Source organism: Clavibacter vidaverae, from assembly GCF_047529985.1.
Taxonomy (GTDB): domain Bacteria; phylum Actinomycetota; class Actinomycetes; order Actinomycetales; family Microbacteriaceae; genus Clavibacter; species Clavibacter nebraskensis_A.
The window spans coordinates 275654-297261 of the sequence record NZ_JBLJAM010000002.1 but is presented as its reverse complement, the minus strand read 5'-3'; the positions used below and the strand labels follow the sequence as shown (position 1 = coordinate 297261).

22 protein-coding genes and 1 pseudogene are annotated in these 21608 nt (G+C 70.3%); 8 read left to right on the top strand and 15 right to left on the bottom strand.

Features of this window, described 5'->3' with window-relative positions:
• Window positions 1-7: 7 nt before the first annotated feature.
• The 3 genes from fbaA to ACMT9T_RS14070 form a co-directional block, all read right to left on the bottom strand.
• Window positions 8-1033 carry a class II fructose-bisphosphate aldolase gene (gene fbaA, locus ACMT9T_RS14080; RefSeq protein WP_414746139.1) on the bottom strand — a complete coding sequence of 342 codons (1026 nt, stop codon included), beginning with the start codon at window positions 1031-1033 and terminating at the stop codon, window positions 8-10.
• Window positions 1034-1139: 106 nt separating this feature from the next.
• A complete protein-coding gene (locus ACMT9T_RS14075) occupies window positions 1140-2519 on the bottom strand; it encodes a DNA recombination protein RmuC (protein ID WP_414746138.1) in 1380 nt (459 codons plus the stop codon).
• 88 nt (window positions 2520-2607) lie between these two features.
• Entirely contained in the window at window positions 2608-3237 is a 630-nt protein-coding gene (locus ACMT9T_RS14070) for a 3'-5' exonuclease (RefSeq protein ID WP_414746137.1), read from the bottom strand.
• 99 nt (window positions 3238-3336) lie between these two features.
• Here ACMT9T_RS14070 and ychF point away from each other — a divergent pair, with 99 nt between their 5' ends.
• The 3 genes from ychF to ACMT9T_RS14055 all read left to right on the top strand — a co-directional run bounded on the left by ychF (window position 3337) and on the right by ACMT9T_RS14055 (window position 6905).
• Complete coding sequence (ychF, locus tag ACMT9T_RS14065) at window positions 3337-4410, top strand: redox-regulated ATPase YchF (RefSeq protein ID WP_414746136.1); 1074 nt, start codon at window positions 3337-3339, stop codon at window positions 4408-4410.
• A 645-nt stretch (window positions 4411-5055) separates the two neighbouring features.
• Complete coding sequence (locus ACMT9T_RS14060) at window positions 5056-6255, top strand: hypothetical protein (RefSeq protein WP_414746135.1); 1200 nt, start codon at window positions 5056-5058, stop codon at window positions 6253-6255.
• Window positions 6252-6905 (top strand): DNA N-6-adenine-methyltransferase, encoded by a 654-nt coding sequence (locus ACMT9T_RS14055; RefSeq protein ID WP_414746134.1) that lies wholly within the window; start codon window positions 6252-6254, stop codon window positions 6903-6905. The genes ACMT9T_RS14060 and ACMT9T_RS14055 overlap by 4 nt, the downstream gene beginning before the upstream one ends.
• A gap of 472 nt (window positions 6906-7377) precedes the next feature.
• Here the strand turns inward: ACMT9T_RS14055 and ACMT9T_RS14050 are convergent.
• The 9 genes and pseudogenes from ACMT9T_RS14050 to ACMT9T_RS14010 form a co-directional block, all read right to left on the bottom strand.
• Window positions 7378-7980: pseudogene (locus tag ACMT9T_RS14050) on the bottom strand (SCO1664 family protein); the annotation flags it as partial.
• Window positions 7981-8121: 141 nt separating this feature from the next.
• Window positions 8122-9021 carry an LEM-3-like GIY-YIG domain-containing protein gene (locus ACMT9T_RS14045; protein WP_414746133.1) on the bottom strand — a complete coding sequence of 300 codons (900 nt, stop codon included), beginning with the start codon at window positions 9019-9021 and terminating at the stop codon, window positions 8122-8124.
• Window positions 9022-9317: 296 nt separating this feature from the next.
• Complete coding sequence (locus tag ACMT9T_RS14040; RefSeq protein WP_414746132.1) at window positions 9318-10085, bottom strand: SCO1664 family protein; 768 nt, start codon at window positions 10083-10085, stop codon at window positions 9318-9320.
• Entirely contained in the window at window positions 10085-10642 is a 558-nt protein-coding gene (locus tag ACMT9T_RS14035; protein ID WP_414746131.1) for a DUF3090 domain-containing protein, read from the bottom strand. Before ACMT9T_RS14035 ends, ACMT9T_RS14040 begins: the two co-directional genes overlap by 1 nt.
• 23 nt (window positions 10643-10665) lie before the next feature.
• A complete protein-coding gene (locus ACMT9T_RS14030) occupies window positions 10666-11358 on the bottom strand; it encodes a histidine phosphatase family protein (protein WP_414746130.1) in 693 nt (230 codons plus the stop codon).
• A gap of 30 nt (window positions 11359-11388) precedes the next feature.
• Window positions 11389-12801 (bottom strand): amino acid permease, encoded by a 1413-nt coding sequence (locus ACMT9T_RS14025; protein ID WP_414746129.1) that lies wholly within the window; start codon window positions 12799-12801, stop codon window positions 11389-11391.
• Between the two features lie 212 nt (window positions 12802-13013).
• Window positions 13014-13466, bottom strand: a complete 453-nt coding sequence (locus tag ACMT9T_RS14020; protein WP_414746128.1) for a universal stress protein — start codon at window positions 13464-13466, stop codon at window positions 13014-13016.
• A 2-nt stretch (window positions 13467-13468) separates the two neighbouring features.
• Window positions 13469-14935 carry an APC family permease gene (locus ACMT9T_RS14015; protein ID WP_414746127.1) on the bottom strand — a complete coding sequence of 489 codons (1467 nt, stop codon included), beginning with the start codon at window positions 14933-14935 and terminating at the stop codon, window positions 13469-13471.
• An 85-nt stretch (window positions 14936-15020) separates the two neighbouring features.
• Complete coding sequence (locus ACMT9T_RS14010; protein WP_414746126.1) at window positions 15021-15443, bottom strand: MarR family transcriptional regulator; 423 nt, start codon at window positions 15441-15443, stop codon at window positions 15021-15023.
• Between the two features lie 226 nt (window positions 15444-15669).
• Here ACMT9T_RS14010 and ACMT9T_RS14005 point away from each other — a divergent pair, with 226 nt between their 5' ends.
• Window positions 15670-16074: a hypothetical protein gene (locus tag ACMT9T_RS14005; protein ID WP_414746125.1), complete on the top strand. Its 405-nt coding sequence runs from the start codon at window positions 15670-15672 to the stop codon at window positions 16072-16074.
• A 22-nt stretch (window positions 16075-16096) separates the two neighbouring features.
• Here the strand turns inward: ACMT9T_RS14005 and ACMT9T_RS14000 are convergent, their stop codons facing one another.
• Complete coding sequence (locus tag ACMT9T_RS14000) at window positions 16097-16603, bottom strand: hypothetical protein (protein ID WP_414746124.1); 507 nt, start codon at window positions 16601-16603, stop codon at window positions 16097-16099.
• 154 nt (window positions 16604-16757) lie between these two features.
• On the opposite strand from ACMT9T_RS14000, the gene ACMT9T_RS13995 reads away from it, so the two are divergent.
• Entirely contained in the window at window positions 16758-17321 is a 564-nt protein-coding gene (locus tag ACMT9T_RS13995) for a GIY-YIG nuclease family protein (RefSeq protein ID WP_414746123.1), read from the top strand.
• Here the strand turns inward: ACMT9T_RS13995 and ACMT9T_RS13990 are convergent.
• Window positions 17314-18309: a zinc-ribbon domain-containing protein gene (locus tag ACMT9T_RS13990; protein ID WP_414746122.1), complete on the bottom strand. Its 996-nt coding sequence runs from the start codon at window positions 18307-18309 to the stop codon at window positions 17314-17316. The genes ACMT9T_RS13995 and ACMT9T_RS13990 overlap by 8 nt on opposite strands.
• 48 nt (window positions 18310-18357) lie before the next feature.
• Between ACMT9T_RS13990 and ACMT9T_RS13985 the strand changes: the two genes are divergently transcribed.
• The 3 genes from ACMT9T_RS13985 to ACMT9T_RS13975 are packed head-to-tail and all read left to right on the top strand — an operon-like array spanning window position 18358 to window position 21186.
• Complete coding sequence (locus ACMT9T_RS13985; RefSeq protein WP_414746121.1) at window positions 18358-18954, top strand: GNAT family N-acetyltransferase; 597 nt, start codon at window positions 18358-18360, stop codon at window positions 18952-18954.
• A 59-nt stretch (window positions 18955-19013) separates the two neighbouring features.
• Window positions 19014-20063: an AMP-binding protein gene (locus ACMT9T_RS13980; protein WP_414746120.1), complete on the top strand. Its 1050-nt coding sequence runs from the start codon at window positions 19014-19016 to the stop codon at window positions 20061-20063.
• A complete protein-coding gene (locus tag ACMT9T_RS13975) occupies window positions 20053-21186 on the top strand; it encodes an acetyl-CoA C-acyltransferase (RefSeq protein ID WP_414746119.1) in 1134 nt (377 codons plus the stop codon). The genes ACMT9T_RS13980 and ACMT9T_RS13975 overlap by 11 nt, the downstream gene beginning before the upstream one ends.
• A 19-nt stretch (window positions 21187-21205) precedes the next feature.
• Here ACMT9T_RS13975 and ACMT9T_RS13970 read toward each other — a convergent pair whose 3' ends face one another.
• Complete coding sequence (locus ACMT9T_RS13970; protein WP_414746118.1) at window positions 21206-21601, bottom strand: ChaB family protein; 396 nt, start codon at window positions 21599-21601, stop codon at window positions 21206-21208.
• Window positions 21602-21608: the final 7 nt, after the last annotated feature.

Here is a 21608-nt window from a genome sequence, read left to right as displayed (position 1 = left end):
GCCGCGGCTAGCTCTGCGAGTGGCCGTGCGAGCCGAGCTGGCGCGTGGCCTCGACGACGCGGGCGGCCATGGCCGACTCCGCCGTCTTGCCCCAGGCGCGGGGGTCGTACGTCTTCTTGTCGCCGACCTCGCCGTCGACCTTGAGGAAGCCGTCGTACTTGCGGAGCACCGAGTCGGCGATGGAGCGGCTGAACGCGTACTGCGTGTCGGTGTCGATGTTCATCTTCACGACGCCGTTGCGCACGGCCTCGGCGATCTCGTCGTCGGAGGAGCCGGATCCGCCGTGGAAGACGAGGTCGAACGGCTTCTCGCCGGTGCCGTACTTCGACTGGATGCCGTCCTGGATCTCCTTGAGCAGCGACGGGCGCAGCTGCACGCCGCCGGGCTTGTACACGCCGTGCACGTTGCCGAAGGTGAGCGCGGCCATGTAGCGGCCCTTGTCGCCGAGGCCGAGGGCCTCGACCGTGGAGATGGCGTCCTCGAGGGTCGTGTAGAGGTGCGAGCCGGTGTCGTGGCTGACGCCGTCCTCCTCGCCGCCGACGACGCCGATCTCGACCTCGAGGATCGCGTTGATCGCCTTCATGCGGGGGAGCAGGTCCGTCGCGAGTCGCAAGTTCTCGTTGAGCGGGATGGCCGAGCCGTCCCACATGTGCGACTGGAAGATGGGGTTGCGGCCCGCGCGGACCTCCTCCTCGCTGGCCTCGATCATGGGGATGACGAAGCCGTCGAGGGCGTCCTTCGGGCAGTGGTCGGTGTGCAGCGCGACGGTGATGGGGTAGTTCTTGGCGACCTCGGTGGCGAAGCGCGCGAACGCGAGGGCACCCGCGGCGCGGTTCTTCACGGTGTGGCCGGAGAAGTAGTCGGCGCCGCCCGTGGTGACCTGGATGATGCCGTCGGAGCCGGCATCGGTGAGCCCCTGGAGGACCGCGTTGATCGTCTGCGACGACGACACGTTGACGGCCGGGTAGGCGAATCCGCCGGCCTTGGCGCGATCCAGCATCTCGGCGTACTGCTCGGGGGTTGCTACGGGCATGGTGCATCTCCTTCGGCGGATCCACGGCGGCGCCGTGCGGCTGTCGCGGGTGATCGTCGGCCGGTGGGAGATGAGTCCCGCGGCCGGGCCCCGCGTGGTCGCCACTCTACCCAGCGGGGGTGTCCGCGACCGGGGCGGCGGGGCGCGTGAACTCGTCCGCGGACAGCTCCCGGGTGGTGACCTCGAGCGGATCCAGCGTGCCGATGACCTTCGACTCGTCGAGCCGGCTGAGGCGGCGCGCGGTGGGGAGCACCTGGCGCTCGAGGGATCCGACGACGCGGTTGTAGTCGCCCACCGCGCCCGTGAGCGAGCGGCCGAGCTTGGCGATGTGCTCCCCGCTCGTGGCGAGGCGCGCGTGCAGCTCGCGGCTGAGGTCGAAGAGCTGCTTCGCGTCCTCCGTGAGCACCTCCTGCTGCCAGCTGAACGCGACGGTCTTGAGCACCGACCACAGCGTGACGGGGGAGGAGAGCGCCACCCGGCGGCTGAACGCGAACTCCATGATGCTCGGATCCGCCTCCAGCGCCGACGACACCAGCGACTCGCTCGGGATGAACGCGATGACCATCTCCGGGCTCGCGTCGAGCCCCTCCCAGTACGCGCGGCTGCCGAGCGCCGTGATGTGGTCGCGCACGGCCTGCACGTGCTGCTTCATGAGCGCGTCGCGGCGGGCGCCCTCGGATCCGGTGGCGGACGCGGGGATGGCGCTCGCCTCGAGGTAGGCGGTGAAGGGCGCCTTCGCATCCACCGCGATGTTCTTGCCGCCGGGCAGGTGCACGACCATGTCGGGCCGGCCGACGCCCTGCGCGGTGGAGACCGAGGTCTGCACGTCGAAGTCGACCCGGTGGATGAGGCCGGCCGCCTCCACGACGCTCCGCAGCTGCGTCTCACCCCACACGCCGCGCGTGCTGTTGGAGCGGAGCGCGGACGCGAGCGTCTCGGCCGTGGCGCGCAGCCGCTCCTCCGCCTCGGTGGCGCTCCGCAGCTGCTCGCTCAGCTCGCCGTGCTGCTGCCGGCGCTGCTCCTCCAGCTCGTGCACCTTCGCCTGCACCTGCTTGAGGCTCTCGGCGACCGGGCTGAGCGCGGTGAGCACGCGGCCGTCCTCCTCGGTGCGGGCGACCTCGGCGCGCTGGATCTCCCGCAGTCGAGTCTGCAGCTCCGCGATGCGGTCCTCCTGCTGGCCGATCTGCTCGCGGAGGTGGGACTCCTGCGCATCCAGCCGTTCGCGGTGCAGCGCGTCCTGCGTCTGGGCGCGCTCGGCGAACTGGGCCGTGGTCTGCGCGACCTGCTCCTCGGCGAGCCGCTCCGTGCGATCCAGCTGCTCGCGCAGCGCGGTGACCGTGGCCTCCGCGGCGGCGAGACGGGCGGCCTCGCCCGCGGAGCCCGGCGCGTCCACCCCCGAGCGGGCGCGCGACACGGCGAGCCCGACCACCGCGCCCACGGCCAGGCCGATGACGAGGCCGACGAGGAGGGCGATGACGGGATCCATGCGTGCAGTGTGGCAGCGGCCCCCGACACGGCCGGGACGCCGGGCGGACGCCCGAGGGACGGATCCGGTGGGCCGGCGCTGGGGAGGATCAGGCCCAGTCGATGGGCGGCGTCGCGGCGGCCGACGCGCGCGTGACGGTCTGCGTGCGCGGCGCGCCGATGCGGCCGAGGCCCACGCCCACCGCCTCGGCGAGGCCCGTCAGGGACGCGGCGCCGTGCCGGCCGGCCGCGTGCACGACGATCGCCGCGCACGCCCGCGCGTCCGCCAGCGCCTCGTGGTGCGAGAAGTCCTCGAAGCCGGCGGCCCGCGCGGCGACCGGCAGCCGGTACGAGTCGAGCTCGTAGGTGCGGCGCGCGACCTGGAGGCTGCAGAGGTAGGAGTACGGCGGCGGGATGAGCGCGGTCGCCTTGCAGGCGCCCTGGATCACGCCCATGTCGAAGCGCGCGTTGTGGGCCACGAGGTGGTCGTCGCCCGCGAAGGCCATGAGGCGGGGGAGCTGGTCGGCCCACCCGTCGGCGCCCGCCACGTCCTCCTCGACGATGCCGTGGATCCGCGTGTTCCAGACGGAGAACGAGTCGTGCCCCGCGGGCGGCCGGATGAGCCACGACGCGGTCTCGACCACGACGCCGTCGCGCACCTTGACGAGACCCACCGAGCAGGCGCTCGCCGACGAGTTGTTGGCGGTCTCGAAGTCGATCGCGGTGAAGTCCAACGGCATGGGTTCGAGTGTTCCACGCACGACCGACGCCGATCTCCGGAGAGCCCAGCCCGACCGCGGGCGGGGGAGGAGCCGACCCGCCCCGTACGATGGACTCCCGTGGCACTCACTATCGCGATCGTCGGTCTCCCCAACGTCGGCAAGTCGACGCTCTTCAACGCCCTGACCAAGAACCAGGTGCTCGCCGCGAACTACCCGTTCGCGACGATCGAGCCGAACGTGGGCGTGGTGAACCTGCCGGACCCGCGCCTCGAGGTGCTCGCCGGCCTCTTCGGCTCAGAGCGGATCCTCCCGGCCCCCGTCTCCTTCGTCGACATCGCGGGCATCGTCCGCGGCGCGAGCGAGGGCGAGGGCCTCGGCAACCAGTTCCTCGCGAACATCCGCGAGGCCGACGCCATCGCGCAGGTCGTCCGCGGCTTCGAGGACGAGGACGTCGTGCACGTCGACGGCCGCGTCGACGCCGCGAGCGACATGGAGACCATCAACACCGAGCTGATCCTCGCCGACCTGCAGACCCTCGAGCGCGCCGAGCCGCGCTACGAGAAGGAGCTGAAGACGAAGCGCATCGAGCCCGTCGTGCTCGAGACCGCGAAGACCGCGCGCGAGTGGCTCGACTCGGGCAAGCCGCTGTCGGCCTCTTCCATCGACCTGGAGCCGGTGCGCGAGCTCGGTCTGCTCACGGCCAAGCCCTTCATCTACGTGTTCAACGTCGACGAGCAGGTGCTCGGCGACAAGTCGAAGCTCGCGGAGTTGGCCGCCCTCGTGGCGCCCGCGCAGGCCGTGTTCCTCGACGCGAAGATCGAGTCGGAGCTCATCGAGCTCGACCCCGAGGACGCCGCCGAGATGCTCGCGAGCACCGGCCAGGAGGAGTCGGGTCTCGACCAGCTCGCCCGCATCGGCTTCGAGACCCTCGGCCTCCAGACCTACCTGACGGCGGGCCCCAAGGAGACGCGGGCCTGGACCATCGGCCGTGGCTGGAAGGCCCCGCAGGCCGCCGGTGTGATCCACACCGACTTCGAGAAGGGCTTCATCAAGGCCGAGGTCATCTCCTACGACGACCTGGTCGAGACCGGCTCCATCGCCGAGGCGCGCTCCAAGGGCAAGGCCCGCATCGAGGGCAAGGAGTACGTCATGCAGGATGGGGACGTGGTGGAGTTCCGGTTCAACAACTGACGTGCCGGCCCCCGTCCGGCCATTGGGCGTAGTAGCTGAGTCTCTCAGCGGTCGCTCGACAGCCCAGCATCACCTAGGCTCTCAACTCGGCACCCTGGACAGGCAGCGGGTGCTGGGGGGATCAACACCTGTCGATGGGCCCGGTTGCTTGGAGCGAGTGCGCGTCGCGCACGCGTGGTTATGCGAGTTCTTGTGAAGAGCCGGCTTCTGGTGGCCTGCCGCAGTACGAAGAAGAAGCCTCACGAGGGCAAGAGCACGGTCCGGCCGCGATACTACGAGTAGTACGTCGAAGAAGATGCTCGGGTAGGCGCTGACGTCAGGCATGACGACTGGTACATCGGCAGCGCTAGAGAAGGCCCGATGGGTACCCGCACTCTCACTTCAAGTGCCTGGGTGCAGCATGTGACAACAATCGAGCTCTTCGAACACGATCGATTCCAGCGCTTGCTCGAGCGTGCTTCGTGGGCCGTTGTTGGAACCCCGGTGCAGCTCAACCCCGGTAGCAGCACCAACCCGAGCAACGCCCTGTGGACATCGGCGCCGTCGAAAGGTCCAGAGCCGCCCCGCGGCATCTCGGGTGTTCCCAGGAACCGACCCGGCGCCGTACGCGTTGGCTCGTGTCTTCCGCGGAGGACCCACGCACCGATGACCGTGATCGTCAAGCTCGGTAGGCTACGCGACGTGACTAGCGCCGATACCCCTCTCCCTGCCCGCTCGTACCAGTCCGTAGACGCGCTGCAAAACGCGCTCGCTCAGACAGTCTTCTCGGAGACACAGGCTCCGAAGAAGGCGGCTGGGCGAGCGCTCGGGACGCTCGTAGAGCTCATCACCTTCTACATGATTCGGCAATGGGGTCTCGAGCCCAACGTTGCTATAGAGCGCGGGCTACCCGAATACGGGAACTCACTCATCACGCATAATGTCGAGTTTACTCTTCACCCTGGGGTAAGGGTCGCTGAGCTTGCGCCGCCCGCTAGTGGTCGAACGCTAACACCACGCCAGATCTCTATCGGACTGACCGATGCCGGACATGCGAGCGTCTTGACTGGGGCGCACCTCCGGAGTGGTATGAATCTGCTCCGAAACGGTGTGCTTCGCCATGCGCTCACTGTGGCTGACTTGCCGGGAGGTTTCGTGACTGCTTACATGACCGGCGATGGTGACCGGTACAACGTGTCACGTCTCATTGAAGACCCGTTTGCGATGTTCGAATGTAAGCGCGTCGGAATCGAGGAAGGCCAGCGGAAAGGTCCCCAGACGATTGAGAAAGCAAAACAGGGAGCGTACGTCGCTCGTTCGGTGTCGGGTCTTCAGCGGATCCCCCGCAAGGACGGGTCGGTCGCAGCACTTGTGGAGGCGGCGGACGGGACGCTTCAGACCCACCCCGACTATTATCAGTTCCTTCGCGATGCAATCGACTCTAGGGACGCGCAGGCCCTCGCCAATGTCGTGCTCACGGTCGGGGTCGTGAGTAATCACGGGAATTGGTTTACGGCCGAGACTCAAAACAAAGAGATGCGTGTTCTTGCGCAGTCCTACGATTGGCTTCTCTTCCTGACGGACAATGCGCTTGCTGAGTTCATTGAATCGGTCCTGCAGGGCACTAGTCCCGACTTTGCAGCCACTAGAGCAGCGTTCGGTGCGACCCACGGCCGCAGTTCAGGTACCACGACATTCACAAAGGTTACAATCGATGCGGATGCCGACAGTGAACTGACGAAGTTTTTTGAAGATCAATCGCCCTGGGATCGATGGTTTAATGTCATTTCGCCGATCGCGCCCATAGTTGATTTGAAGAGCGATCTCTTGAAGCTGGCTGAAATCCGGGGAGGGTTTACTGTATGACCGCTGGACGCCAGGCGCTCTCGCTCACGAAGGACTGGACGACGCCGCCCGACATTCTGGCCTCGGTTCGCAAGGTATTTAAGGGCCAGATCGGGCTGGATCCGTGCTCGAATGAACACTCACTCGTGGACGCTCAAATCGAGTACCGACTTCCGGAGAGGGATGGCTTAAACGAACCTTGGGAAGCGGAAACCATCTTTGTGAATCCGCCCTATGGCTCTGATAAAGAGCGTGGCACGCGAATCGCGCACTGGTTTGCGAAGATTGGCGAAGCGGCTGCTGCTGGCTCGGAAGTACTCGCTTTGGTGCCGGTTGCGACCAACACTGGGCACTGGAAGCAGTTTGTCTATCCCGTAGCCGCCGGTATTTGCTTTCTATATGCGCCACGGCTTCGGTTCTACATTAACGGACGCGAGGACCCCAAGGGTGCGCCAATGTCGTGCGCTGTGGTCTATTACGGTCACGACTTTGACCAGTTTGCCGAAGCGTTCCGAGTCCATGGGGCGGTCATTCCACTAGAGAAGGCCGTTCTCCCGCGGGAGCCGACGCTAATGCAAAAGGGTCGTCCTCGAAGGGCTCTGGCGCAGTCGTTGCTCGAGGATGAAGTACAGGCCGAGGATATCTTGGTTGACCAGGGGTCGCCAGCATGAACGGTTAATGCTCCCCCTGCGGCACTCGTCAGGTCGATATCGCCGTCAAGCGTAGCCGTGGTCGGCCCGTGGTAAACGCGTATTGAGGTCTCCGGGAGAGCGCACCATGCGGTCAATGTCTACACCGGTGATTATATCCAGCTGGTCCTAAATGGCCAGCATCCGGCTCACGCTTCGCCCTCGCCGGGGAGTGTGCTGGCGCTCACGTCGTTGTCGATGAAGGTGTCGACTATCAGCGTGCAACGCGCTGCGGTTAGCGCGTCGGCTAGTATCGAAGGATTTTATCATCCCGCAATATGCAGTGTGCAAATCGCGTTATGCGTCAGTTTCAATCCAAGTCGCGCTTTTACGCCAGCCCAGGCGCCAGAGCTGCCTTGAGTCGGAATCTGCAATGCCGCTGCGTTGTTTGCCGAGACCAAACCTCGTGCGATGCGTGGCGTAAGGCGCTCTTCGGTGTTCTAGAACGGGTGACCTAAAATAGCGGCCAGGGGACTGCGGACTGCTGACCAGCAGGCGCCGGGAACCGCGCATCCGCACGCAAACGGGTGCAACGAGAGATCAACGCCGCGACCTCCTCCACCGTCAGCAGCCCCGCCAACTCCCGCCCCAGCTCCCCATCGAGCCCCGCGAGCACCCGATCCACGCCCTCGAGCTCCTCGGCGGTCAGCGGATCCCCGACCCACCCCCACAGCACCGTGCGGAGCTTGTGGTGCTCATGGAAGGTGAGGCCGTGGTCGACGCCGTAGCGGTGGTCGTCCGACATGGCGAGCACGTGGAAGCCCTTGCGGTCGGCGTTGTTGACGATCACGTCGAAGACGGCCATGCGGCGCAGCGCCGGGGAGTCCTCGTGGATGAGGGCGACCGTGTTGCCCTCCTCGTCCTCGCCGCCGAGCACCGTCCGGTAGTCCGTGTCCGGCACCTCGTCTGCGGCCCCGTCGCGGAGCTACGTACGCGGCACGACGCCCCAGTCGAGAGCCCCAGAGACGAGGTAGGCGGCCACCTCACTATGGGCAAGCACAGCGTCGGGGATGTCCCGGAGCCGGTTTTCGCCGTTGACTGGACAGTTCGGAACAGCCTAAACGTTCGAAAATTGAGTCGCACAGCTTGAGCTTCGAACCAGGCGAACGGGAGAGTCCTTGGCCGCCAAACGATCAGCTTAGGCGCGTGATTATTTGTTTCGCTTCATGCAACTCGACAAGGACGTCTCGTGCCCTTCTTAGTCATCGTAGGGCCAGTAGCGAAATGTTGACTGCTCACCCCGCTTCTTCTCTGGCAAGCGGTGACCGTACTCTCCGACTGTTTCGTCGAAAAGGGTTCCCTCTGTTTCGATCTCGAATCCAAAGCCGCTTCGACGGTGGTGGCTTGATCCGATACTCTGCCATGACCCCGGGATGATTTTAAGGAGGGCGCGAGTCACACCCCGATGTGCTACGACTGCGTACTCAATTCCGCGCTCCTCGATCCTGCTTTCAGTGAACTTGAACCACTTCGACGCCGAGTGACCGATCTCTCGGTAGTGCTTTACGCGCTCGGTTCGTGGCAGCCACTCATTTTTGTATCCGTAGCCGGGCAGGTCGGAGCCATCGAGCGCCTTTTCGGGGCTATCTACCCACTTGCCGAGGGTGACGATGAGCAAGGCTTGTTTGGTTTCAAGCAAAGGTGCAGCCTTCTCGTCGTAGAGAGTCTCTAATAGGATGATGCCGTGACCACTGGACGCCTCGCGTCGAACGTTGGTGAGTTGTCCAGAATGCCCCTCGGGGAGCCGCGAGGCCCCGAGGGTTCTTGCTAGAACGGGCATCGAGCGGAACAGATCGATGCAAGCAGCTTCGACCGCCGTATATTCAGTCTCGGAGCGAATGCCGTGGCGGATGATCCAAATTTCCGGTTCGTCGCCGGTTGTGCGGATTTCTTGGATCTTCTTGAGCTTGTCGCTTGTTGCGTCCGGGCTCGCGTCGAGCATCGCCTGCTCTCCGTGGTCGGCATAGCGATCACCTCGACCCTTACCGACGTAGAACGGCACCCCCGTTTTGGGGTCTACGAGCATATATACGTACAGCCCGAGTTCGTCTGCAACCTGCTGTTGCACCTTTTTATCCACTACACTGCGTGCGGTCATGTCCTCGTTCTCCATTCCTTTGCATTCGACTATAGAGGACGAGTTCACGAGCTGGTGGTGTCGGGCAGCTGGGCCTGGCGGGCAATTGTCGCCTACCAAGTAGTGCGTGCTTCCACTTCTGGTGGACGGCACAGTCGCGGTAGTGCGACGAACCGGGCGCCGAGTGAGCTTGTCGACAATGGGGCGCCTTGAGCGACCTCGTTTTGATCTTCAATGGTCGAAAGTGCGGAATTTTCGTTGCAGCACCTGACAGCGGCACGCCACCCCGCTGCTGGGGGCATGCTCTGGCCCGCTGGCTAAAACAGCGGCCAGGGAACGGCGGACGACTGACCTGCAGGCGCCGGGAACCGCGCCTCCGCGCGCAGGCGGGCGCACCGTTCCGCCAGGGCCGCGACCTCTTCCGCGGTGAGCAGCGCCGCCAGCTCCTGCCCCAGCTCCCCATCCAGCCCCGCGAGCACCCGATCGACCCCGGAAAGCTCCTCGGCGGTCAGCGCCTCCCCGACCCACCCCCACAGCACCGTGCGCAGCTTGTGCTCCTCGTGGAACGTGAGGCCGTGGTCGACGCCGAAGCGGTGGCCGTCGGGCATGGCGAGCACGTGGAAGCCCTTGCGGTCGGCGTTGTTGACGATCACGTCGAAGACGGCCATGCGGCGCAGCGCCGGGGTGTCCTCGTGGATGAGGGCGACCGTGTTGCCCTCCTCGTCCTCGCCGCCGAGCACCGTCTTGTACCCGGTCTCCGGGATCTCGGCCGCGGGGACCAGGTCCACGGCGTCCTGGTCAGGATCCTCGTCCTGCCAGAGCTGCACCATGCCCTCGCCCGCGGGGCCGTCGCGGAGCCACGTGCGCGGCACGACGCCCCAGCCGAGCGCCTCGGACACCAGGTAGGCGGCCACCTCGCGATGCGCGAGCACTGCGTCGGGGAAGTCCCACAGCGGATTCTCGCCGCGGATGGGCTTGTAGACGACGGCCACGTCGCCGATCGTCCCGAGGAAGGTCGCGTTCGACGCGGTGCGGATGCGGCCGGTGACGATCAGCTCGCCGTCCAGCGGGTCCGTCTCCGACATCAGTTGTCGGGGAAGGTGTGGACGTGCCCGTCGGGGTCGATGGGGTAGCCGCACAGCGCGCAGATCGGGCGGCCGGCGCCGACGATCTCGTGGGTGCGCTTGGCGAACGCGCGGGCCGCGCCGACGGGCATGCGCACCACGAGCATCTCGCTGTCTGCTGCCTCGTCGTCGGCGCTCGGCAGGTCGAAGTCGTCGCTGTCGTCGTCCTCCGCGAGGGGGTACGCCTCGATGACGACCTGGGCCGTCGTCGGATCCCAACCGAGGCCCATGGCGCCGGTGCGCCAGCGCTCGTCGACGTCCTCGAGCGGGTCGTTGTCGACGAGCTCCGGGGGCGTGCTGGTCGGGACGCTGAACGGGTTGCCCTCGACGGTGACGAGCTGGTCGAGGATCTCGTCGATCTTCTCGGCGAGCAGCGAGGACTGCTGCTTCTCGAGGGCGATGGTCACCAGCTGCGGACCGGAGCGCACCTGGAAGTAGAAGGTGCGGGCGCCCGGGAGGCCGATGGTGCCGACCACGGCCCGGTCGGGCCAGTCGAATTCGAGGGCTCGTGTGGGCATGTCACCAGCCTAGGCGCACGTCGTCACGGTGTCGTGTGCCCGGCGCCGCCGCCGACGGGCGCATCGCCGACCACGGCGCTCGTCGCCAGCCAGGAGAGGTCGCCCGCGTCGGTGTTGGTCGCGTGGACGGTGGGGCGGCCGGCGCCGTAGCGCACGATGGAGAGGGAGGCGGGGCCCACGTCGATGCGCTGGAACAGGTCGAGGTGCATGCCGTATGCATCGGCGAGGATCGACTTGATGACGTCGCCGTGGCTGACCGCGACCCACACCGCGCCGGGTCCGTGCTCGGCCTCGATGGCGGCGTCGTGGCGGCGGATGGCGGCGACCGCGCGCGCCTGCATCCCGGCCATGGACTCGCCACCGGGGAAGACGACCGCGGACGGGTGCGCCTGCACGGTCTTCCAGAGGTCCTCGGTGGCGAGCTCGCTGAGGGGGCGGCCCTGCCAGTCGCCGTAGTCGCACTCGGTGAGGTCGGGGTCGACGGGCTGCGGCGGCGTGCCCTGCTGCCGCTCGAGGATCCGCTGCGCCGTCTCCCAGCAGCGCTGCAGCGGGCTGGAGACGACGGCCGCCAGCGGCACCGCGGCGAGCCGGTCGCCCGCGCGGTCGGCCTGGTCGCGTCCGGTGTCGTCGAGGTCGACGCCGGGGGTGCGCCCCGCCAGGATCCCGGTCGCGTTCGCTGTGGTGCGTCCGTGCCGCACGAGGATCACTGTCGCCATGTGGCCAGCCTAATCAGGCGGGCACGACGCTCACCGGCCGTCGGGCACGGGGACCACGGGCACGGCCGCCGCCTCGTCCTCGTCGACCGTCGCCACCGGATCCACCGACCCGCCCCGCGCCTTCGTCACCACGTACAGCACGAGCACCACCGCCCACGCACCGAGGCTCAGCACGAGCTGGGGGCGGATCTCGGGATCCAGCGCCATCTGCACCAGCACCGCGACGATGCCGGCGACCGTGAGGATCGAGAGGCCCGGGAACAGCCACATCCGCACGACGAGCCCCGTCGAGCCGTTGCGGCGACGCAGGACGATCTGCGAGATCGCGATGAGCAGGTAGACGAACAGGATGATCGCGCCCGAGGAGTTGAGCAGGAACAGGAAGACGGTGTCGGGGGAGACGGCCGCGGCGATCACGCAGAGGAAGCCGACGACCGACGACAGGAGGATCGCCGCGCGCGGGACGCCGCGGTTCGTCACCTGCACGAGCCGCGCCGGCGCCTCCCGGCGGCCGGCGAGCACGAAGAGCATCCGCGAAGCCGTGTACAGCCCCGAATTGAGGCAGGAGAGCACCGCGGTGAGCACGACCGCGTTCATCACGTCGCCGGCGAACGGGATCCCCATGCGGTCGAAGGCGCTCACGAACGGCGAGGCGCCGAGCTCCGTGGAGTCCCAGGGGAGGATCACCGCGAGCAGGAACAGGGAGCCGACGAAGAAGAGGGAGATGCGGAGGATCACGGAGTTGGTCGACTTGCGGATCGCCGTCGCCGGGTCCTTCGACTCCGCGGCCGCAATGGTGGCGATCTCGGCGCCCACCATGGAGAAGATCACCACGACGACCGAGGAGAAGATCGCGCCGACGCCGTTCGGGAAGAACCCGCCGTGCGCCGTGAGGTTCGAGAAGTCCATCGTGCGGCCCGGCCAGATGCCCAACACGTAGAGGGTGCCGAGGCCGAGGAACAGGATGATGGCGGCCACCTTGATCCCCGCGAACCAGTACTCGAACGCCCCGAAGGCACCGACGGAGAAGAGATTGGTGGCGGTCATCAGCGCCATGAGCGCGAGGGACAGCAGCCAGAGCGGCGCGTCGAACCAGTAGGTGAGCGCCTTCGCTCCCGCGACCGCCTCGAATCCCACGACGATGACCCAGAAGTACCAGTAGAGCCAGCCCATCGAGAAGCCGGCCCAGCCGCCGAGGGCGTGCCGCGCGTAGTCGGCGAACGAGCCGGTGCTGGGATTCGCCGTGGCCATCTCGCCGAGCATCCGCATCACCAGGATGATGAGCACGCCGGAGATCGCGTAGGTGAGGAACGCGCCCGGGCCCGCGCCGTTGATCACCACGCCGGATCCCACGAACAGCCCGGCGCCGATGACGCCGCCGATCGCGATCATGGTGAGCTGCCTCTGCGTGAGGCCCTTGTGCAGCTGGGGTGCGGATGCCATGGAAGCCTCCGAGCGGGTCGGCGTTCGCGGGTGGGGGATCCTCCCGGTCGCGCCGCGGCGGGTCGGGCCGGGAGGTCCTGAGCACGATACGCAGGGGACGGTCCCGACCGCGAAGTGTTCACATGGGCTTTACATTGCGGCGGCTCAGCGGCGGCCGGGCGGTCGCCGCGACGCTCGAGCGCGGCGACGCCGCCCGCCTAGGCCTCGCGGCGCTACGCCCGCCCCCGCACCGGCCGACAGATCAGCACCGGGCACGGCGCCGAGTGCTGCACGCGCGAGGCGGTGCTGCCCAGCAGGATCGTCGCCGTGAGGCCGCGGCTGCCGGCGGCCATGGCGATCAGGTCGGCGTGGAGGTCCTCGGCGGCGCGCACGATCTCGGTGGCGGGGGAGCCGCTGCGGACGTCTCGGTGGATCCGCGGGCCCCAGCTGTCGAACACGGCGGCGACCACGTCGACCGCGACGGCCGCGTCCTTGCGGTAGCTCAGCTCCGTCTGCGCGTGCGGGTGCTGCGGGCCGAGCTCGTTCGCGAACGGCGCCGCGGCATAGGGGCTGACCACCGCGAGGACGGTGACGTCGCGGATCTCGCGGCTGTCCGCGATGAGCTTGAACTGGCGGGCGCCCTCGAGCGACGCCTGGGATCCGTCCGTGGTGACGATCACGTGCATGGTCAGACCTCCCTGTCCGTGGGACCTGCCGCGGCGACGCCGGCCGCGTCCGCGAGATCCGGCTTCTTCTTCCCGAACGTCCGCTGCGCGAGGTACAGCACGAGCCCCAGCGCGAGCAGCCCCCCGACCCACCACAGGGCGTCCGGGTCGTCGACGAGCGTGTAGATCAGCACGGCGACGTTGCCGATGATCCCGACGATCAGCAGCGGCGTGTTCGCGCGGTAGGTGTCCGCCGTCTCGTCGTGGCCGCGGAGCTTCAGGCAGGCGACGATCACGAGCGCGTAGATGAAGAGGAGGAACACCACCGTGATGGTGGCGAGGCGGTCGACGATGTCGAGCCGGTCGGCCTCCGGGATCCCCGCCTGGCTGGAGCGGATCGCCGCGCCGATGATGAGCAGCGCGGACACCACGGCACCGCCGAAGATCAGCGCCACGTAGGGGCTGCGGCGGGCCGGGTGCACCTTGGCGAAGATCGCCGGGACGACGTTCTCGCGGGCCATGCCGAACAGGATCCGCGACTGGGCCACCACGGTCACGAGCGCCGTGTTGCTGATGGCGACCATCGCGATCACGGCGAAGACCACGAGCATGATCGCGGCCGGGATGAAGAAGAGGTCGGCGCGCACGACCTCGAGGAGCGTGTTGCCGGCGAGGTCGCCGATCGGCACCGCGAGGGCCGCGGCCATGGAGACGAGCACGTAGACGACGCCGGCGGTCATCATGCCGCCGATGAGCGCGCGGGGGAACGCGCGCGACGGGTCGATGGTCTCCTCGGCCACGTTGGCCGCGTTCTCGAACCCGGTCATGGCGAAGAACGCGAGCGAGACGCCGGCGAGCACGGCCAGCACCGCGGATCCGGGGCCGCCCTCGACCTGGAACTGGAGCAGCACGGACGGGTCGCCGACGCCCTCGACCAGCGCGATCACGCCGATGGCGACGACGATGATCAAGCCGCTGATCTCGACGAACGTCATGACCACGTTCGCGACGACGGACTCGCTGATGCCGATGAGGTTGATGAGCGTGATGACGGCGACGAACGCGACGGCGATGCCCGTGGTCGCCCAGATCGCCGACTCGGGCAGGCCGATCAGGTCGCTGAGGTAGCGGACGAAGCCGGCGGCGAGGGATCCGACCGCGGCCATGTTGGCGCTGAGCATGCAGATGGTGATGAAGAACGTGAGCACGGGGCTCCGGAACGCCTTGTTGATGTACAGCGAGGCGCCGGCGGCCTGCGGGTACTTCGTCACGAGCTCCGCGTAGGCGAGGCCCGTGATGGTCGCGATGGAGACGCCCACGAGGAATGCCATCCAGAACGCGCCGCCCACCGCCGCGGCCACGAGGCCCACGAGCACGTAGATGCCGGACCCGAGGACGTCGCCGACCACGTAGAAGTACAGCTGCTTGACCGTGATCGAGCGCTTGAGCTCGCTGCGCGGAGGGGCATCGGCCTGGATGGGATTCGCCATTTCCCCACACTAGGGGCGTCGCGCGGAGGGGTGGAAGGGGTGGCGGCGTGCGGGCCGACGGGCGGGCGGGCGGTGGATCCGCGGCTCAGCCGCCGTCGGCGACGCGCCGCAGCACGCCGATCGCGCCCCGTAGCTCGGCCTCGTCCACCGGGGGCTCCGCGCTCGCGCCGGCTCGGCGCATCCACTCGGTGCGTGCTCGGAGCACCGCCCTGAGCAGCTGCCTGCCCGCGGGCGCGACGACGAGGCAGGGGCCCTCGTGGTCGGCCTCCTCCGCGAGGATCCCGCGCTGCAGCAGGCCGCCGAGGCTCGGCACGAGGGCGGCCCGTGAGGTGCGGGTCCACGTGGAGAGCGACTGGCGGTCGACGCGCATGTCGGTCGCGACGACGCGCAGCAGCTGGATCTGCAACCCGGTCAGGTCGCCCCACGCGTCCACGGTGGCGGCGTCCATGCGGTCGAACACCGTCGCCATCGCGCTGATCAGGTGCTCGTGCGTGCTGCGATCGTCCATGGTGCCCCTCCGACGGAGCGGTCGGGAGAGGCCCGGCCGGGCCGCCTGCTTCGTGGTGGGGACGCTACCCAGCAGGATCGTTCCCGGTCCACGGGGGTCAGGCGATCGTCATCTCGGCGGGCATCCGGCCATACTCGACGTGATGTCGCGATCGCCCGCGGCGGACGCCGGGACGGGGACATCGCATGAGCGCAGCAGCAGCAGTCGACGCCGGACGGACGCGGGCATGAGGCCGCGCGTCAAGGCGCTCCTCCTCAGCGGGATCATCACCGGGCTGACGCTCGCCATCGTCGCCGTCGCCCAGCCGTGGACGCGCGAGGCGGAACCCGACGACTGGGTCGTGCTGCGCTTCGAGGCGGGGGAGTCCGCGTCGGCGTACGAGGCGTTCGGGTCGCTCGCCGCGACCGAGATGGCCGGCGACGACGCCCTGCAGCTGCTCGAGGCCGGCTGGATCGACGGCAACGAGTTCGGCGAGGACTCCTACGACGTGTACTTCGTGGGGCCGGACCGCCGGATCATGTGGGAGATCCTCGAGCCGATCTTCGCCGACGCGCCCGTGCCGTGGACGTCGGTCGAGCTCCGCCGCGGGCTCGAGGACCAGGCGCCCGTGGTGGTGCGGGCGGGGCGCTGACCACCGATTCCGGCGCAGAGCATCATCCGGCGGGGGCGCCGAGGTACCCGTCGATGGCGGCTTCGTACTCCGATGCCTCCGACGGCTTCAACTCGCCGGTGACACGGATGATCGCGTTGCCTCTCACGTAGTCGTACTCCGTGCCCAGCACGGTGGTGGACGAGAGGATGCCCTGGATGTAGTCCATCCGCGCCTGCGCTGCGGCTTGGTCGCCCCAGATCTCTATCGAGGCCCCGCACTCGGCGCCGAGCTCGTCGCAGCTGACACGAGAGTCGTAGAGGGTGGCGGCGTCGACGTACCCGGTGGGACGTCCGATCACGTTGTTCGGGTCGTTTTCCTCGGTGATCTGCACGATGTCACCGCTGGACGTGATCGACGCCTTGATCGCGGCGGCTATCGCGGCCGCTGATGTGTCGACGGGCTCGGGGGTCGGAGAGGGAGTGGGGGACGGCGAGGTGGTGGTCGGGGTCATCGTGATGTCCGGCTCAGCAGGCGTGGAAGAGCAGCCGGTGAGGGACAGGGTGAGCATGAGCGCGAAGACGGGCAGCGCGGATGCGGATCGGGGCAAGGGTCCTCCTGGGTCTCGTCGAGCGTAGGGACCGAGCGCGCGACGGGCGCTCCCCAGTTCGGGCTGCGGTGGCCGATGCATCACCGGTGTCGGCCCCCGCGCCTAGCGTCGGAGCATGACGTCGAGCGGATCCGCCTCCTGCCGTGCCGAGGGCTGCGCGGCGCCGGCCGAGCGCGGGGCCCCCGTGCCGCTGTGCGCGGCGCACCTCGTGGCCGCGGCCGCGTGGGCGGAGCGGGAGCACGGCGTCGAGGACGTGCTGCCGTCGCCGTGCCCAGCCTGCGGATCGCGCCTGGGCGTGCGGTACCCGTCCGGCTGGCTGTGCGCGGCGTGCGAGTGGCGGCACGGGGATCACCCGGACGGGGAGCTCGCGCCGCCGCGGGTCGACGTCGTCTACTACATCCGCTTCGGCGACCGGATGAAGATCGGCACGAGCGCGAACCCGCGGCAGCGCCTCGGCACGCTCCGGCACGACGAGCTGCTCGCGTTCGAGCGCGGCGGCCGGGCGGTGGAGCGGGCACGGCACGCGCTCTTCGCGCGGCAGCGCTTCGACCGCACCGAGTGGTTCGCGCTCGACGCCGAGCTGCGCGCGCACGTGGCCGCGCTCGCGGCGGGGCAGCCGGATCCGTGGGAGCTGCTCGCGCGCTGGCGCAGCGAGGCGCTGGCGCTCCGGGTCAGCTGACGGCCTCGGCCGGCGGCGCCTCGCGCAGGTAGGCGTCCACGAGGAACGGGCCGCGGATCTCGCGGAGCCGGTCGAGGAGCGCATCCACGGTGCCGCGCGTGAGGCCGGACACGCACAGGTCGTAGGGGCCGAGCGCCGGCAGCCTGCCCGTGCGGATGCGGATCACCTCCCACCCGGCGGCCCGCAGCGCGCGGTCCTTGCGGCGGTCGGCCTCCTCGCGGCGGCCCACGTGCTCCAGGCCGTGGCGGCCGGTGGAGTCGTACTCGATGGCGACGCGCAGCTCCGGGAGCACGATGTCCGGCCACGCCTCCAGGTGCTCGAAGAACGGGCGGGCGAGGCGGACCGCGGTGAGGCCGGGCGTGTGATCCAGGCGCGCGGCGAGGTCCTGCCGCAGGCGCTCCTCGACGGCGGACGCGGGCGGCGGCGCGCACGCGCTCGCGAACGGCTCGCCGACGGGCAGGTCGGGTGTCTTCGTGCAGACGGCGGGGGAGCGGCGGTCGCCTCCCGTGCCGCGGATGGTCGGCATGCCGTCGCGCGCGCCCCGCCGCGGACGCGGGGAGGCGGACGGCGCCGACGCGGATCCGGCGGACGACCGGGCCCCGGCCCCCGCCACCGGCCCCGCCACGAGCGGCGACGCCCCCGGCCAGCGCACCTGCTCGGCCATCGGCAGCACCGGCATGCGCGGCGCCGCGGCCTCCGCGCAGTCCGGGCACCACGACGACCGGCGGCGCTCGCGGCCCGGGCGCCTGCGCTGCTCCTCGGGCGTCGCCACGAAGACGTGCCCGGCGTCGCACTGCCAGGTGAGGAGGACGTCGGCCGCGGGCGGCACCTGCGTGAGCGTGATCCCGCGGTTGAACTCCGGGTGGTACTGCCGGATGAGCACGGGGAACGACGCCCACGCCTCCCGGTAGGTGCCCACCGGGTAGGGCACGTCGAGGCCGCGCGACCAGCGGCGTCGCGCCCACCACGCATCCACCGGCTCGGGCATGCCGTCACGCTAGGGGGAGCCACCGACGTCGCTGACTAGCCTGGGGCGATGCCCGACCTCGCGACCGACCGCCTGCTCCTCCGCCGCTTCACGGACGCCGACGCGCCCTTCCTCCTCGACCTGCACGCGCGGCCCGAGGTGATGCGGTGGATCGGCACGGGTGCGGTGCAGACGGATCCCGCCCAGGCCGCCGCGCGCGCCGCCCGCTACGCCGCGCTCGACCACCCCGTGCGCGGCATCTGGGCGATCGAGGACCGCGACGGCGGCGCTCTCCTCGGCACGCTCCTGCTCAAGGACCTGCCCGCGTCGACCGCGCCGCTCGCCAGCGACGACCCGGCCCCGCGCGACGCACGGGAGGAGGGCGAGACGGAGATCGGCTGGCACCTGCACCCGGATGCGTGGGGTCGCGGCGTCGCGACGGAGGCGGCCCGGCGGGTGCTCGCGCACGCGGAGGAGGGCGGGCTGACCCGGGTGCTCGCGGTGACGAACCCGGCGAACGCGCCGTCGCAGGCCGTGTGCCGCCGCATCGGGATGCGCCCCCTCGGCCGCACGCGCGGCTACTACGACAAGGAGTGCGCCCTCTTCCGCGTCGACCTCGACGCCCCGCGCGGCGCCCTCGGGGACCGGATCCGGCAGACGGCCTGATGCCGCGCATCGTCCCCCTGTGTGGCCCCGACGGCGGCGTGGTCGCGGGCATCCGATGCGTGAGGGCCGCCGGCGACGTGCCCCTCGTCCTCGACGACCGCATGCCGACCGCGCACCTGTCCGCCGTCCGCGCTCTCGTCGACGGGGCGACGCCGCCGCCTGGTGCGGCCTGGGCGACGCTGACGTCGGGCAGCACCGGGGTCCCGCGTATCGTCGTGCGCACCGAGGCGTCGTGGCGATCGTCCTCCGCCGCGGTGGCGGAGCTGCTGGACGCGGGGCCGACGGACGGCGTCGCGCTCTCCGCACCGCCCGCGTCGTCCCTCACCCTGTTCTCCCTCGCGCACGCGGAGGACGGCGGTCCGCGGCCCGTCCTCCTGGGGCGCGACGGCGACGCGCGCGGCGCGGTGTGCTTCCACGGCACCCCGCAGGGGCTCGCCGCGCTCCTCGCCGCGGGCGGGGCGACGACCGTGCGCACGGCCCTCGTCGGCGGCTCGGCCCTCGATCCCGCGCTCCGGGCGGAGGCCGAGGCACGGAAGATCCGCGTGGTCGCCTACTACGGCGCCGCGGAGCTCTCGTTCGTCGCCGTCGACGCGGGGGACGGGCTGCGCCCCTTCCCGGGGGTGGACCTCGACGTGCGGGACGGGCGGCTGTGGGTCCGCTCCGCCACCGTGGCGATCGGCTACGTGGGCCGGCGGGGCGCCCTCCGCCGCGACGGGGACTGGGCGACGGTCGGCGACCTGGCCGAGATCGTCGACGGCCGGCTCCTGCTCCGCGGCCGCGCGGACGGGGCGATCCTCACCGCGTCGGCGACCGTGGTCCCGGAGGAGGTCGAGGCGGCGCTGCGGACGCTCCCCGGCGTGGCGGACGCGGTCGTCTTCGGCCTGCCTGCCCCCGGGGTCGGTGCGCTGGTGGCCGCGTACGTCGAGCCGCGCGGCGCCGGGCTCGACGCCCAGGCGCTGCGGGCGGGCGCCGCCGCCGCGCTCGCGCCCGCGAGCCGGCCGCGCGTCTGGTTCCACGGGCGCGTGCCGCGCACGCTGGCCGGCAAGGCGGCACGCGATGAGGTGATCCGTCGCGCCACGGCGGGGGAGGCGACGCGACTTGTCGGCTGAGCCGCTCGTCGTCGCCGCACGCCGCACCCCGATCGCCACCCGCGGCCGGGCGCTGGCCGGCGTCCCCGTGGACGGCCTCGCCGCCGTCGTGATCCGCGCCGTCGTCGCCGACGCGGCGGCAGCCCTCGGATCCGCCCCGCCGATCGCCGACGTGCTCCTCGGCAACTGCATGGGTCCCGGCGGCAACCCGGCGCGGATCGCGGCGCTCGCCGCGGGCCTCGGCGTCGCCGTGCCGGGCGGGACCGTCGACCGCCAGTGCGGCAGCGGTCTCGCCGCCGTGATCGACGCGGCCACGGCGATCCGGTCCGGTGCCGCCGGAGCGCGGATCGCCGGGGGCGCCGAGAGCGCGTCCACGGCCCCCGTTCGCACCCTCGGCGGCGTCCCCTACGCGCGGGCGCCGTTCGCGCCCGCCGGCTGGCCGGATCCTGACATGCTGCCCGCGGCCGACGACCTGGCCCGCCGCGATGGGATATCCCGCACCCGCCAGGAGGAGCACGCGCGGCGCAGCCACCGACGTGCCGTCGCCGCCCGGGAGGCGGGGCGCCTGGTGGCGGAGCTCGTCCCGGTCGGCTCCACGGGCATCGCCGCCGACGACGCGATCGGCGCCGCCCTCGCCCTCCTCCCGCGCCTCCCGCCGCTCCTGCCCGGCGGCACGGTCACCGCCGGGACGGCGACGCGGGTGAGCGACGGTGCGGCGGCCGTCGCCCTCGTCCAGCGGGACCGGGCGCCGGGGGTCGCGGGCCTCGTCGTCCGCGGCCACGCGGTCGTCGGATGCGAACCCGCCCTGCCCGGCATCGGTGCGGCTCCCGCCGTGCTCGCCGCCCTCGCCGACGCGGGCGTCGGGATCGGCGACGTCGCCGCGTTCGAGATCGTGGAGGCCTTCGCCGCGCAGTCGCTCGCGGTCCTCGACCGCCTCGGGATCGCCGACGACGACCCGCGGGTCTGCGCCGACGGCGGCGCGCTCGCGCTCGGTCACCCGTGGGGCGCGAGCGGGGCGGTGAGCATGGTGCGGTTGTTCAGCCGGCTTGTGCGCGGCGGCGCGCCGGCCGGGGCGGTCGGCGTCGCGGCGGCGTCCGTCGGGGGCGGCATGGGGATCGCCGCCGTGGTCGAGGTCGTGCGCTGAGCGGAGTCCGCTCCGCGCCTCAGCCCTCCCGCTCGCGCGCCTTCCGCGTCTCCCGGTCGTTCGCCTTCCGGATCCCCTCCACCAGCTCGTCCTTCGTCATGCGGCTGCGGCCGCTGACGTCGAGACGGCGGGCCACCTCCATCAGGTGCGCCTTCGAGGCGTTGGCGTCCACTCCGCCGGCCGTGCCCGCGCCGCGACGCTCGGCGCCGTCGTCGGACGGCCCCGCCTCGTCCTTGGGCTCCCAGCGGTCGCCGACCTTCTCGAAGCCGTGCTTGAGCGCGGCGTAGGCGGTGCGCTCGGCGCGCTCGCCGGATCCGTACTGCTCCTCGGCCGCCGCGTGCGCCGCCGACCAGGTGGCCTGCGCGCGCTCGGGGGAGCGGCGGATGGTGCTCGGCATGTCGTCGTCGGGGGCCATGGATCCT